This is a genomic window from Calothrix sp. NIES-2100 (genome assembly GCF_963875285.1).
Classification (GTDB): domain Bacteria; phylum Cyanobacteriota; class Cyanobacteriia; order Cyanobacteriales; family Nostocaceae; genus Aulosira.
On sequence record NZ_CAWNLA010000001.1, the window covers coordinates 2,508,785 to 2,523,419 of the forward strand.

Annotated in this window: 8 protein-coding genes; 6 read left to right on the forward strand and 2 right to left on the reverse strand. The window is 40.2% G+C overall.

Annotated features, from left to right (window positions below):
- Window positions 1-900: 900 nt before the first annotated feature.
- The 4 genes from AACU32_RS10890 (at window position 901) to AACU32_RS10905 (ending at window position 9,458) form a co-directional block, all read left to right on the forward strand.
- Window positions 901-1,590, forward strand: coding sequence for a pentapeptide repeat-containing protein (locus AACU32_RS10890; RefSeq protein ID WP_096599581.1), 690 nt, complete (start codon window positions 901-903; stop codon window positions 1,588-1,590).
- 163 nt (window positions 1,591-1,753) lie between these two features.
- A complete protein-coding gene (locus tag AACU32_RS10895; protein ID WP_339377760.1) occupies window positions 1,754-2,746 on the forward strand; it encodes a FecCD family ABC transporter permease in 993 nt (330 codons plus the stop codon).
- Between the two features lie 91 nt (window positions 2,747-2,837).
- Window positions 2,838-3,614 carry an ABC transporter ATP-binding protein gene (locus AACU32_RS10900; RefSeq protein WP_096599583.1) on the forward strand — a complete coding sequence of 259 codons (777 nt, stop codon included), beginning with the start codon at window positions 2,838-2,840 and terminating at the stop codon, window positions 3,612-3,614.
- A 255-nt stretch (window positions 3,615-3,869) separates the two neighbouring features.
- Complete coding sequence (locus AACU32_RS10905) at window positions 3,870-9,458, forward strand: trifunctional serine/threonine-protein kinase/ATP-binding protein/sensor histidine kinase (protein WP_096599584.1); 5,589 nt, start codon at window positions 3,870-3,872, stop codon at window positions 9,456-9,458.
- A 65-nt stretch (window positions 9,459-9,523) separates the two neighbouring features.
- Here AACU32_RS10905 and AACU32_RS10910 read toward each other — a convergent pair whose 3' ends face one another.
- Window positions 9,524-10,564: a J domain-containing protein gene (locus AACU32_RS10910; protein WP_096599585.1), complete on the reverse strand. Its 1,041-nt coding sequence runs from the start codon at window positions 10,562-10,564 to the stop codon at window positions 9,524-9,526.
- A 721-nt stretch (window positions 10,565-11,285) separates the two neighbouring features.
- Window positions 11,286-12,131 (reverse strand): lysophospholipid acyltransferase family protein, encoded by an 846-nt coding sequence (locus AACU32_RS10915; RefSeq protein WP_096599587.1) that lies wholly within the window; start codon window positions 12,129-12,131, stop codon window positions 11,286-11,288.
- Between the two features lie 343 nt (window positions 12,132-12,474).
- Here AACU32_RS10915 and AACU32_RS10920 point away from each other — a divergent pair, with 343 nt between their 5' ends.
- Window positions 12,475-13,539, forward strand: a complete 1,065-nt coding sequence (locus AACU32_RS10920) for a D-alanine--D-alanine ligase (protein WP_096599589.1) — start codon at window positions 12,475-12,477, stop codon at window positions 13,537-13,539.
- A gap of 174 nt (window positions 13,540-13,713) precedes the next feature.
- Window positions 13,714-14,373 (forward strand): hypothetical protein, encoded by a 660-nt coding sequence (locus AACU32_RS10925; RefSeq protein WP_096599590.1) that lies wholly within the window; start codon window positions 13,714-13,716, stop codon window positions 14,371-14,373.
- Window positions 14,374-14,635 lie beyond the last annotated feature (262 nt).

Below are 14,635 nucleotides of genomic sequence, written 5' to 3' on the forward strand. Positions count from 1 at the left end.
AACTTAGCTTGAAGGCGATTGTGGACATGAAGCCACGATTTTTGCCTACATAGCTACTTGTATTTATTTTTCATCTGTGTCTAGTCTGCACTGAGAAAGCCTCCTTTGTAGTTAGGTTTCAATCTCCCTACCTGTTCATGACCGATATAAGATCAGATTCCTATCTGATGAATGGAAATATACCTAGTAGTTCGCCAAGGAAACTTGGCGGGGAAAAGGGTAAGGGGTAAGGGGGAAAGGTTTTAAATCCCTTACCCTTTTCCCTTTCCCCTTTCCCCAGCCCTCACCTAACAATTTTGGGTTGGCAGACTACTAGGTAGGGTTAAAGCTGCGTGTTATGGATTCCTAGTTGAAGCTGGGTCAAGAATTTCTCAATTCTGGACAATGGACTATTGACTATGGACAGTTGACAACCCTAACCTTTATTTATGGCGTGGATTGCGTGAGTTTTATCTATAATTGTCGCTGAGCGTGATTTATCGGCTAAAGTGGCGAAGTCAAATGATTTGGCAGTAGACATTGGATAATTCCGCAAAAGCTGAATTATGCTAGATGCTAAAAGTGGTGTGCCAACAAAAAGGTTATTGATGGACTTAGTTCGTCACTACTGGCTTGTATAATAACTTGTAAACGTTTTCTGCTGTTGGACTGCACTCCTGATAAAATTGCCGTACTGCATCAGTTAGCATGTTAATATAGATTTTTTTTTAGCTGAAAGCTACTGCTGCTCAAATAATATATTGAGCTAGTCAAGTGGCTAAAACTCTTTTCGCTGAAACTAAAAAATATCAAATTATATATGATATTAAATAGTACCAGTAAATAGAAATTTAATAAAGAATTAAGCCGAAAGAGGGATGCATTACTCATAATTAACTTGATTGTCCACCAAAACATCTTATGAGCGAGTTGGAACGGTATTATAGAATCTTGGAATTAGAGCCTGGTGCCACACTTGATGAAGTGAACCAGGCTTATAAAGATTTGGTTTTTGTATGGCATCCCGATCGCATACCCCAAGACAATCACCGTTTACAACAAAAGGCACAAGAAAAAATTAAAGCAATTAATGAAGCGCGTGATAAATTGCGTTCTCTCAAAGTTAAGCATCAAGGAGCAACTTACTCACAGCCTTACACACCGCCTTACTCAACGCCTTACTCACCACCATCACCTCCGCAACCGAAACAGCCACCACCAACAAACCATCAATCAACACAGAAAAATCATGATTTGAGTGGTCAAGACTTTAGTCGGGCAAATTTGAGTAACAAAGATTTATCGGGAAGAAACTTGAGTTTTGCGAATTTGAGTGGTGCGAATCTCAGCGATACTTTTATGCACAAAGTTAATTTGAGAGGTGCAAATTTATCAGAAGCAAATTTATTTAGAGCCAATCTACTTTTAGCCGATATGCGAGAAGCAAATTTGCGCTCTGCTAATTTAATTGGCGCAGATCTCAGTGGTGCTGACTTACGGGGAGCCGATTTGACAGGTGCGCGGATTCGCTCTGGCGATCGCCTTTTGGTGAAACTGATCGGCGCTAACTTAGCTGGAGCCATTATGCCTGATGGTGCAATTCACCAATAATTTGATTTGTCGGTTGTCGGTTGTCATTGGGTTAAGATTTTCATGCTTGGTTGTACCAAAACTCAAGCGTGAATGCCTGGTGATGTCTGCATTACAAAAGTTATCACACTAATGGACGCTAGACTGATGCTTAATTGTTGAGATGATTAAATTCTTACAGACAATGTTTAGCAAACACCGTCTACTCTGGGCGGTTTTACTATTAGTTACAGCACTGGTAATGACGCTAGGGCTTTCCCTGTCTCAAGGTGCAGTACCTTTGAGTGGGAGGGAATTATGGCAAGCAATTATTCACCAAGGCGATCCGATTAAGCAGACAATTCTCTGGGATTTGCGACTCCCGCGCATTGTCGCCGCTTTGATTGTGGGTGCAGCTTTGGGAATGTCCGGCGCACTGCTGCAAGGAATGTTACGCAATAGTCTAGCCGATCCGTTTATTTTAGGTATTTCCGCAGGTGCAGGGCTAATTGTCATAGTTATGGTAGTGTTGCAAATCTTCCCGGCGGCTATTCCCTTGGCGGCTTGGCTAGGAGCAATTTTAACTTCGGTGATAGTGATTTTTCTCGGTCGTGCGGGTTCAGGAATTGCAGTTGAGAGGTTGATTTTAGGCGGAGTCGCAATCAGTTCTTTATTTGGTGCAGTGCAAAGTACATTACTGTTATTAGCCGAAGACGGTCAAATTCAAATTGCACTTAACTGGCTGGTGGGTAGTTTGAATGGAAGGGGTTGGAAAGAAATCACCACTGCTGGCCCCTACATTATCTTGGCATTGCTGGCGGGATGTTTGCTGGCGCGATCGCTTAACGTGTTGGCTTTGGGAGATGATTTAGCTTTAGGTTTGGGGGTATCATTAACGCGATCGCGTCTATTAATTGGTGGTGTCGCCACTTTACTCGCCGCAGGTGCAGTCAGCATCAGCGGCTTAATTGGCTTTGTCGGTCTTGTCGTTCCCCACGGTGTCCGCCTGATTGTTGGTACAGATCATCGCTTCGTTTTACCACTTTCAGCACTAGCAGGTGCATGGTTACTCATCTTTGCCGATTTACTCTCTCGACTCGGAGCCATAGAATTACCAGTAGGTTCCGTCACCGCCTTGCTTGGTTCACCGTTATTTATCTGGTTACTTTATCGCCGTTCTGCTGGAAGTGGGGGATGAGGAGACTGTTGACTGTTGACTGTTGACTGTTGACTGTGTTGCCTTCTTGACCAATGACCAATGACAAATGACCATTGACCATTGACAAAAAATGCCACTAGAATTACAAAACCTGACAGGCGGTTACAACACCACGCCAATTATCCAAAATATTAACCTCTCCTTGCAAACAGGGGAATGGTTAAGTTTAGTTGGTGCGAATGGTTCTGGTAAGTCTACATTACTCAAATTGCTCAGTCGCATTCTCTCGCCACAACAGGGAACAGTGCTACTCGATGGTCAAGCAATTCACTCGCAACCACCGAATTTAGTTGCCCAAAAATTAGCATTGTTACCTCAACAACAAACTGTTCCTGTGGGTTTAACGGTGCGACAATTAGTCAGTTTAGGACGTACACCACACCAACCTTGGTGGCAATGGGAATTAACAGCCAAAGATAGGCAACAAGTAGAAGCAGCGATCGCCAAAACCCAACTAGAAAAATTAAGCGATCGCCTCGTTGAACAACTCTCAGGCGGTGAGAGACAACGCGCTTTTTTAGCTTTAGCATTGGCGCAAGAACCGCAAGTTTTATTGTTAGATGAACCCACCACTTATTTAGATATTAACTATCAATTACAACTCTTAGAATTACTCAAAGACCTGAATCAGCAACAGAATTTAACTATTGTCACTGTGTTACATGAATTGAATTTAGCTGCACGTTATAGTTCCCGAATTGCTTTATTAAAACAAGGTCATCTGTGGGATGTTGGTACACCGGAAGCTGTTCTTACTCCCGATACCATCGCCCAAGTATTTGGGGTGGAATCGGTAATTATCCGTACACCTGTGGGATTACAAGTTTGTGCGATCGCGGCTGTCTAGATTCCCTGCTTACACGTATATTTTTACAAGTCAAATCAAATAGAATTGCTATATCACGTTAAATTTGCTTAGTACTCGTATTTTCCTCATGCTAAGTTAATAGCGATAATTGCTAATTACTTTGAATAAATAGATAGAATCATCAACTAGATAAGCAGCGAATTCAAATTAACAAACTATTCTATGTTACACAATAAAAACTTCTGGGAATACTAGTTAATAACGGAAACATTATTGACAGTAATTTGTGTAGATATGCCGACTGCATTATTGAAAATTACCGGATACCGAATTGATGAACAAATCTACGCAGGAAATAGAACTGTTGTCTACCGGGGAATCAGAGAACAAGACTTACAGCCTGTAATTCTGAAAATGATGCGGAATAACTCTCCAACTTTTAGCGAATTGATTCAGTTTCGCAACCAGTATACTATCTCGAAAAATCTCGATATTCCCGGTATCGTCCAAGCCTATAGCCTTGAAGAATATGGAAATGGCTATGTTTTGGTAATGGAAGATTATGGCGGTACTTCTTTATCTAGTTATCTAAATCAATATACTAATTCCGGTAAATTTACCCTAGACGAATTTTTCCCGATAGCCATTGCAATTACGGCGACACTTGGTGAACTCCACCGAAAACGCATTATTTATAAAGATGTTAAACCTGCTAATATTTTGATTCATCCGCAAACCAAGCAAGTTAAACTAATTGACTTTTCTATCGCCTCACTGTTACCACGAGAAACCCAACAATTGCAAAATCCTCATGTTCTAGAAGGGACTCTTGCTTATATTTCTCCTGAACAAACTGGCAGAATGAATCGGGGGATTGATTATCGTACAGATTTTTATTCTCTGGGTGTGACTTTTTACGAGTTATTAACTGGAAAGTTACCCTTTGAATCATCAGATCCAATCGAGTTAGTTTACTGTCATATTGCTAAACAACCAAATCAAGTCAACAGTCAAAATATTCCTCAAGTATTAGGTGACATAGTGTTGAAATTGATGGCGAAAAATGCAGAAGACCGCTATCAGAGTGCTGCTGGTTTAAAGTCTGATTTAGAGCTGTGTTTTTGTGAATGGCAAGAACAAAGAGCGATTCTACCCTTCCAACTTGCGCAAAAAGACATCAGCGATCGCTTTTTAATTCCAGAAAAACTCTATGGTCGTCAAAAAGAAGTAGAGACTTTACTGACAGTATTTGACCGTGTTGCTGGTAATAAAGAACAGATAAATCAACCCTCTGAACTATTAAATCGAAGCGAACTGATTCTCATAACAGGTTTTTCTGGTATTGGTAAAACTGCGGTGGTTAATGAAGTTCAAAAGCCCATTGTCCGGCAAAGGGGTTATTTTATTACCGGTAAGTTTGATCAGTTTCAACGTAACATTCCCTTCTCTGCGTTTGTACAGGCATTGCAAGATTTAATGGCACAAATTCTCACCGAAAGTGATGCCCAAATTACTCAATGGCAGCAGAAAATTCTGGCGGCGTTAGGAGATAATGCTCAAGTAATTATTGATGTAATTCCTGAACTCAAAAAAATTATTGGGACACAACCACCAGTAACAGAACTTGTTGGGAATGCAGCCCAGAAACGATTTAATCGTTTTTTTCGCAAATTTATTCAGGTATTTACAACTCCAGAACATCCATTAGTGATATTTTTGGATGATTTACAATGGGCAGATACGGCATCACTTAAGTTAGTCCAAATGCTGATGAGTGAAAGGCAGATTAGGCATTTGTTATTAATTGGAGCCTACAGAAATAACGAAGTTTCTCATACCCATCCCTTAATGCTGACCTTAGAACAAATTCGGACTTCTCAACATCCAAAGGCAATCACGACTATTAATTTGGCTCCCCTCACTGCTACAGATATAAATCATCTGTTTACAGATACCTTGAGTTGTAAACTAGAGGAAGCATTGCCACTCACACAAATAATTTACCCAAAAACCCAGGGAAATCCTTTTTTTACAATTCAAATTTTGAAAACACTTCATACAGATGGACATATTAATTTTGCATCGGAGATTGGTAGTTGGCAATATGACTTGAATCAAGTACAAACTTTAAACCTGACAGATAATGTTGTGGAGTTTATGATTCTGCAATTGCAGAAGTTACCAAAGGCGACGCAAGATGTTTTAAAGTTAGCTGCTTGTATTGGTAATACCTTTGACTTAGCAACACTAGCAATTGTTTATGAAAAATCTCTCACACAAACTGCAAGTGATTTATGGTCGGCTTTAGCTGAAGGGTTAATTATGCCCACGAGTCAGACATATAAGCTTTTTCAACAAAAAAATGAGCAAATAAAGCCAGAGGATGAACTTGCTGCTGAAGACTCCAGCTTATATTTAACTGAAACTGAAGTTCATTTTGTAGCTCACCTTCAACATTGGTCTGCATATCCTGCTGAAGATAACCATTTTCCTTCTCAAGATTATATATATGAATTCCTTCACGATCGCGTCCAACAAGCAGCTTATTTTTTAATTGACGAAGCCCAAAAACAAATCACTCACTTGCAGATTGGCAAATTGCTGCTGCAAAACATCCCGATTGCAGAACAAGAGGAGCAGATTTTTGAGATTGTTAATCACCTAAATATGGGATTACAGTTGTTAACTGCACCCCAGGAACGAGAAAAAGTTGCGCAATTAAATCTACAGGCGGGACGTAAAGCTAAAGCTTCTACAGCTTATGCTACAGCATCACAATATTTAGCGATCGCTATGCAGTTGTTGGCTGAAGATAGCTGGCTACAACAGTATAAATTAACTTTTGACATTTACAAAGAACGTTCAGAAGTTGAATATCTCAACAGCAATTTTGAGCAGTCATATATCCTGATTCAAAAAGCATTAACACAGGCACAATCAGCAGTAGAAAAAGCAGCATTATATAAATTATTGATTGTACAGCACACACTGCAAGCAGATTATGCAGTAGCTATTCAAGTTGGTAAACAAGCTTTATCACTGTTAGGTATTAATTTACCTGAAGAAAATATCAAGTCTGTGATTGATGCTGAAATTAAGGCAATTAAAGCCAGTCTAGAAAATCAAAAAATATCGGCAATTTTAGAGTTACCTGAAAATCCCAATCCTATTTATCGTTACGCAATTCAGTTACTGATTGATTTAGACCCACCTACTTATATTACTTCGGCAATTGATTTATATATCTTGGTTACACTCAAGGCTGTCAATCTGTCGATTCAATATGGAAATGTTGCTGAATCTGCTAAAGCCTATGTTAATTATGGTTTTCTTTTAGGTTCTGTTTTTGGAGATTACCAAACAGGGTATGAATTTGGAGTTGTGGCTACTCAACTAGCTGAAAAATTTCACCACAAAGGTCAAAAATGTCAAGTTGATTTGTTGTTAGGTAGTTGGTTACATAATTGGATAAAACCCACTCATTTAGCCATACCGATCAACAATGCTGGATATCAAGCAGGACTGGAATCTGGAGAGTTACAATTTGCGGGCTATAATCTTTTTGGTAATATATGTAATCAATATTTCCAGGGAATTAACCTCAATAATATTCGCTTGGATATCTGTAAATTTCTGCCCTTTGCACACCAAACACAAAACACGCTATTAACTGAAATGTTACTGGAAGTGCAAAAGGTGATAGATAGTTTAATGGGCTATTGTAATTATCAAGATTCTGTAGAATGCCGTCATGTTAGTCAGACACCAATGGCGCTGGCGATCGCTCATATTTTGCAAGCCCAATTAGCTTATTTGCAAGCACAGTATCAGCTAGCTTTGCAGTACATCATCCAAGCCGAAGCTTATCTCCCAGCAATTTTAGGTTTTACAACTTCGGCTAGTTATCCCTTTTATCATGCTTTGATTTTAGCTGCTCTTTATCCCCAAGTTCCACCGTCAACCCAAGAACAATATTGGCAAAGTCTAATTACCCATCAAAACCAGTTGCAAATCTGGGCTAAAAATTGTCCAGAAAACTTTGAGCATCAATATTTATTAATTCAAGCTGAGATGGCTCGAATTAGCAAACAAGAATTCGAGGCGATGGATCTTTACGATCGCGCGATCGCTTCCGCCAAAGCTAATGGGTTTACGCAAAATCTCGCCCTAGCTAATGAATTAGCCGTTAAGTTTTGGCTAGGAAAAAATAAAACCAACATTGCCCAACTCTATTTAACTGGGGCGGTGAGTGCTTATACTCAGTGGGGAGCCACAGCACAAGTTAAATATTTACAAGCACATTATCCCGAACTGTTGCCGCCACATAAAGCTTTATCGCCGAAGGAATTAGAATACGATCAACAATCGACTATCTCTACCAGTAACATCAATTTCTCAGCCCAATTAGACTTGGCTGCATTTTTAAAAGCTTCACAAGCGATCGCAGGAGAAATTCAACTCGATCAACTCCTGTCAATTTTGATGCAAGTCATGCTGGAAAATGCTGGGGCGAAAAAATCTGTACTTTTATTGTGCAAAAATAACCAGTTAGCCTACGCCGCCATCGCCGGTTTGGATGAAGGAAAAATTTTCTCGCACACAAATGTTTCAGCCATACAACCAGAAGAAAGCCAAGATATCCCACTGACAGTGATCAACTACGTTAAGCGCACCTTAGAACCTTTAGTAATTGATGACATTGTCACCCAATCTCGATTTATCCACGATCCCTACATTATCAAAAATCAACCGAGAAGCGTGTTGTGTACTCCAATTATCAATCAAGGTGAGTTGATTGGTTTGCTGTATTTAGAAAATCAACTAACATCAGGAGTTTTCACACGCGATCGCCTAGAAGTTGTGCAACTATTGACAGCACAAGCCGCCATCTCTTTAAAAAATGCTCAACTCTACACGGATTTATCAACAACAACAGCTTCACTCAAGCAAGCCAACTCCCAATTAGCAGAATATTCGCACACTCTGGAAGCAAAAGTTGCCGAACGTACAGCGCAATTAGAAGAAGCATTTAAAAACTTACAAACTGCGCAAGCACAACTAATTCAGAATGAAAAAATGTCTTCTCTGGGACAATTAGTAGCAGGAATTGCCCATGAAATCAATAATCCCATCAGCTTTATCTACGGTAATCTCACCCCAGCTAATGAATATATTGATGATTTAATGTTTGTGTTGCAATCCTATCGCCAACACTACCCTCATCCGACACCACAACTTCAAGCGCAAATTGCCCATATTGAACTCGATTTCATCACCAAAGACTTGCCCAAAATCCTCAACTCTATGCAAGTAGGTGCTGAGAGAATTCGAGATATTGTCATGTCATTGCGAAATTTCTCGCGTCTCGATGAAGCTGAAATTAAAGCCGTTGATATTCATGAAGGAATTGATAGCGCGTTGATGATTTTGCAAAATCGCCTGCTAGCAAACCCAGAACGTCCAGAAATTTGTGTGATTAAAGAATACAGTCAACTCCCAGCTATTAAATGTTATGCTGGACAACTAAATCAAGTGTTTTTAAACTTACTGATGAATGCAATTGATGCTTTGGAAGAATCGATTAGAAGGGGGAAAATTTTGGCTCAACTCCAAATTTATATCCGCACACAAATCTGCGATTCAGAACAGATTAAAATTGCCATTGCTGATAATGGTATGGGCATTAGTGACAGTCACAAGCCTTATGTATTTGACCCCTTTTTTACTACCAAACAAGTTGGACAAGGTACAGGTTTAGGATTATCCATTAGTTACCAAATTATTGTAGACAAGCACCAAGGACAGTTAGAGTGTCAGTCAATACCAGGTGAAGGTGCAGAGTTTATCATTACTCTACCAATACGGCGAATTACTAATTCGTAATTTGTCATTGGTCATTGGTCATTGGTCATTCGTAATTAACTTTTGGTGTAGTAGAAGATATTTTTTTAGAAAATTCCTGTCCTTTCTAACTCTAACAACATTTCTTCTAGAAGTTCTTCCATCATATCCTGGTTCAAAGAATTTAAAACTGTTGGTCCTGCCATAAATTCTTTGATAGTGATTTTTTGTTGTTGAAAATCTTGAACAAAATCCCGAATTTGAGTAACTATAGTCATTTGCGCTTCTATTGTTTCTAACATCTTGTCAATAGAGTCAATACCTTGTTTCGCCGCTTTACGGTGATCGGATACCATCGCCCCTTCAGGAGTATTTTTCGCCTGATGCAGTTCCCGTTTCAAATTATCATATTGATTTGTGAGAATTTGATTTTGCTGTTCTAGTATCTGACATTTTCGTGTTAAATCATCTTGACTATTATTATCAATATATTCTCCCAAATCATGTTGTTTTTCGATTTCCAACAGCCTTGCTAAATCACCTTCTTGGTAAGCTTTATTAATTTCCTTCATGATTTCTGTATGGTACATTTGCGTCTCGCTGTCTGTTACCTTATCAGGATGAAATATTTCCGCTAACTTCAGAAATATCTGCCGAACTTTTCGAGATTCCTCTTTTCTGTTGTTCGGCTCAGTTGTTAAATGTTGTTCTTGGTGTTTAGCACCAGGGGAGAAATCATGATCTTGCTGAAAATCTTCAAATAGTTCATCTAACTCTGAATCTTCTGCTGGGCGAGGGATTTTTGGACTGATGATTCCCGCTACCTGGAGATTACGATAAACTGCTTTGATATTTTTCTCGGTTTGTTTACCCAATTTTCTTTTAGTAAAAATTTCATCAAATAAAGCATGAATTTCCCGATCAATATCTGCCATTTTTTGTAAGCTGGGACTGGCTCGATGAAATATTTCTGTTGCTAAAGAACGCATTTTTTCAACAAAGTTTTTCAGTTCAGTCCGCTTACGTTTAATTTTTTTCAGTAGCGATTGATGTTCTTTTTCTAGAGTTGCTAAGCGGATATGTAATTCGGAGAGAGCCAGTGGTGTTGATTTGAGTGATTGAGGTTTCGATGAGGTGGTTCGGGGCATAAAAAATATAGCCAAGTTCAAGGGTTAAAATTTTCACAACAGAACTGTTAAGTCTGCGGCTCAATATTTACAGCAGATATCCTTTTGATGATACAGGAATGCCGGAATACTTTTTTCTGTGAGATTGCTCCCAATAGGCCTGTAGAGAAGTAGGAACTAAGAATTTTGATAAATGATTGACATTTTTAATGCGATCGCCGACTACCACCGCCAGAAAGAATTTTACAAAAATTTTAGGATTGCTCTCTACTGACGATTCCAGAATGAGCTGAGTAGATATTGTAGATCCTTTGAAAATCAAGTACCATCTGACGAAATATAAATACACCCGATTGGATAATTCTACAGGAGGTGACGTGTGATAGGTGGCGCGTGCTATTGGTAGTAATACCAAATCTGATGACAGCAATTTGACCAAGGCTGCCTAAGTCAAAAAGTTGAACAGTTGAACTGGTTACATAAAATTTCTTATATTGCCCTATTTATTTACAGTACATGAGGAAAGAATATTCATATGTCAATTTGGCTATTGGTGGCAATATTTTCTTATCTTTTGGGAGTCATTATCCAATGGCTACAACTGAGCAATAAATTTCAGGAATTTGAGGAATACACTAATTTTCCTATTGTTTGGGCTGCAAATGTAGTCTCAAAATTGGGCTGTTTAATCGAGGCTTTATTTTGGCCTTATAGCTTATTTCTTGATAACGAGTGCTAGAGTTCATTTACCACTCAGCTTGACCAATTGGTCTAACTCTTGCTGCATCTGACTAACAACTAATTCATAACATTCATTAACATACTGGCGATCGCTCGCCGCCTCTCTGCCATAATGTTCAAACTTAATCGGTGGACAGACCCGTGTGTGAATAGTTACAGGAAATGGGATATTGGGCAAAGGCCCCATAGATAATCCCCAAGGTAAGCCTAGATAAATCGGAAATACTAACGGATCAATCCCAAATAACCAAGGCATTCCTAATTTGTGCAGTTGCTGCACAATGTTATAGCAATCAGTCAGTACAATCAACGTATCGTGGGCACCGGTGGAAATTACAGGTACAATCGGGACTTGCTCTCGCAGCGCTAGCTTGATAAACCCTTGTCGTCCGGCAAAATAGATTTTGTTACGTAAAGCATAAGGTCTAAAGACATCTTCCGCCCCACCAGGATATACCAGTACACTAGCTCCGGAGCGCAAAGCAGTATAAGCCATTTTGGGATGAGCGATGATTGCTCCCACTTTTGCTACTAGTTGGGCGATTGGCGGAGCTACCTCCCAAACGGTGGGATGCATCAAACCGTAGATTGGCCTGTCTACACCAAATCGGCAAAACCAGTCATACATCATCATCACCATATCAGGAGAAGCTAGTCCCCCATTGTGGGAACCGACAAATAAAACTTTCTCTTGGGGTGAGACATGCTCCCAACCACTAGTTTGCACTCGAAAATAGTGGTCATAGAACCACCCCATGAGTGGCATGAGTGATTCAATGAATCTTGGATCTCGTTCATCCAAAGACCAACCAAGTTTTTTCTGGAGGTGATGTTGTGTTTCTGACATCCAGAAATCTTAACAGAATTCATCAAGCTCAGACAATCACTACTGTTGAGATTCTAGGGCATGGGGCATGGGGGATGAGGGGGTTGAATGTTGAGCCTTTGAGCTTGAATGTTGCGCCTTTGAACTTGAATGTTGCGCCTTTGAACTTGAATGTTGCACCTTTGAAACTAAAATTTCAAGCATATATCGATTCAATCAATGATTGTTTGTCATAAATCGTCATCAAGGTTGGGGAAACCCCGTCTTTACAGATGAAAAATGACCAATGACAACTGACAAATGACTAATGACAACTGACCAGGTTGTGATACTATCTGCGAGACGAAGCTATAAGGTACTGAAGATGACTAAACTGCGGGTGGGTTTGCTGTTTGGCGGTCGTTCTGGGGAACATGAAGTTTCGATTAGTTCAGCACGGGCGATCGCTAAGGCTTTGAGTGCGGAGCAAAATGCTATTAAGTACGAAATACTGCCTTTTTATATTCAAAAAGATGGTTTTTGGCAAGCTGGGTCAGTTGCACAACAAGTTTTAGCTTCTGGTGTGGCTATCCAAAATCCAGCTGCTACTCCTAATCTTTGGCAATTCCCACCACAGACACAAGAGGTGGATCTGTGGTTTCCGATTCTCCACGGTCCTAACGGTGAAGATGGCACAATTCAAGGTTTACTCAGCTTGATGCAAGTTCCGTTTGTCGGTTCTGGGGTGTTGGGTTCAGCAACGGGGATGGATAAAATTGGCATGAAAGTCGCCTTTGCTGGAGCTGGACTACCCCAAGTTAAGTACAAGGCGGTAACTAGAGCGCAAGTTTGGTCAAATCCTTGTGTATTTCCGAAATTGTGTGATGAAATTGAGGCTACTCTGGGCTACCCTTGTTTTGTCAAGCCGGCAAATTTAGGTTCATCGGTAGGAATTGCCAAAGTGCGATCGCGCCCTGAATTAGAAGCGGCTTTAGATAATGCTGCTAGTTATGATCGCCGGATCATTGTGGAAGCGGGAGTTGTCGCTAGAGAAGTAGAATGTGCGGTTTTAGGCAACGATCAACCCCAATCCTCTGTTGTTGGCGAAATTACTTATAATAGCGATTTTTATGATTATGAAACAAAATATACTGAAAGTAGGGCAGATTTACTGATACCAGCGAATTTGCCAGAGGCGATCGCTAGTCAAATTAAAGACATGGCCTTACAAGCTTTTGCCGCTGTTGATGCTGCGGGGCTGGCAAGAGTAGACTTTTTCTATGTAGAAGCTACAGGTGAAGTGTTGATCAATGAAATCAATACCTTACCTGGTTTCACTGCAACTAGTATGTATCCCCAACTTTGGGCATATAGTGGCAGACCTTTCCCTGAATTAGTAGACAAATTAATTCAACTAGCTATAGATAGAGATTCCACTGTCCAAAGATGAAAAAAAAGAAATTGGTAGCAGCAAATCTATTTCATGCTTCATCCTTTATCCTTCATCGGTAGCTAAAACTGCACACAAAAGTTACTTAATTGCCAAATTTGGCTACGGATACCTGAGACTTGAATCCTCCAGTATGATCTTGGATCAAGAGGGGTACAAATCTGAAAGTAATCTATGGAAAATAGTCAGAGTGTACAGCATGAGCCAACCCAACCTACTGGGGTCACTCCAGAGCTGACAAACAGTAAATCGAAAGCAATCAGTAGCTCAAATGTTTTGATACATCTATTCGCACGCCATCCTTGGCTGTTGTTGATTGGGTTATCAGGAATATTTTTTGCCAGTGCTGTGCTTGCTTTATATAATTTAGGTTCTGTAGGGAATGTCCAACAGCCAGAAGAACCAGATAAAAACCAAGATGTAGCAACTGTAGCTGAAGCAGTAATCAATACGCCCTCTGCGAGTAACAATCCTACACCCTTATGGATGGTTGCAGCGATCGCTCTGAGCTGTGCTAGTGGTTGCTTAATCATTTTGCGCATCCTCAACCGTCCAGCAAAGGGTCAAAAAGCCCACAAACAAGTTAAACGCTATCCCACACGCTCAGTAGCAAGCCAAGCGCACAAAGTAGAATCACAGCCAGTCAAAAATCACCAAGTCTTTGTCCCATCTCCATCACTCATGCCCCTAGCCTCAATGCAATCTAGAACCAAACCACTGATGACTGTTCTACCCCCAGAACACAGCTATCGTGTGGAAAAAAGCAAAGAGTCTTTGGCAGATTTGATGGATCTTCGTAAACAGAGTTCTTTGTCTGCTATCTTACGCAACTAATAATATCGTTGTCAAACAACAATCTGTCAACTTAATTATTTTGTCAGTAAGGATATGGAATTACCATATCCTTATTATGTTTAACATATAGGTATCTGTCTCCATCGACGCGATCGCCCGCAACCAGGGTATGAAAATCCCTCATCCCTAGCCTCAGCGCCCCTATTTTCCAGTTAGATAGAGTTAAATTGATGGGTGATCCCCCTATTTAATGATCGCGCGTAAAACCCCAACCCAAGAGTGGGTGGGGCAGCTGACGTGT

What these genes read in the sequence shown, in the direction of transcription:
- AACU32_RS10925 (WP_096599590.1), top strand. Translation starts at nt 13,714, where the DNA reads ATGGAAAATAGTCAGAGTGTACAGCATGAGCCAACCCAACCTACTGGG.
- AACU32_RS10905 (WP_096599584.1), top strand. Translation starts at nt 3,870, where the DNA reads ATGCCGACTGCATTATTGAAAATTACCGGATACCGAATTGATGAACAA.
- AACU32_RS10895 (WP_339377760.1), top strand. Translation starts at nt 1,754, where the DNA reads ATGTTTAGCAAACACCGTCTACTCTGGGCGGTTTTACTATTAGTTACA.
- AACU32_RS10890 (WP_096599581.1), top strand. Translation starts at nt 901, where the DNA reads ATGAGCGAGTTGGAACGGTATTATAGAATCTTGGAATTAGAGCCTGGT.
- AACU32_RS10915 (WP_096599587.1), bottom strand. Translation starts at nt 12,131, where the DNA reads ATGTCAGAAACACAACATCACCTCCAGAAAAAACTTGGTTGGTCTTTG.
- AACU32_RS10900 (WP_096599583.1), top strand. Translation starts at nt 2,838, where the DNA reads ATGCCACTAGAATTACAAAACCTGACAGGCGGTTACAACACCACGCCA.
- AACU32_RS10910 (WP_096599585.1), bottom strand. Translation starts at nt 10,564, where the DNA reads ATGCCCCGAACCACCTCATCGAAACCTCAATCACTCAAATCAACACCA.
- AACU32_RS10920 (WP_096599589.1), top strand. Translation starts at nt 12,475, where the DNA reads ATGACTAAACTGCGGGTGGGTTTGCTGTTTGGCGGTCGTTCTGGGGAA.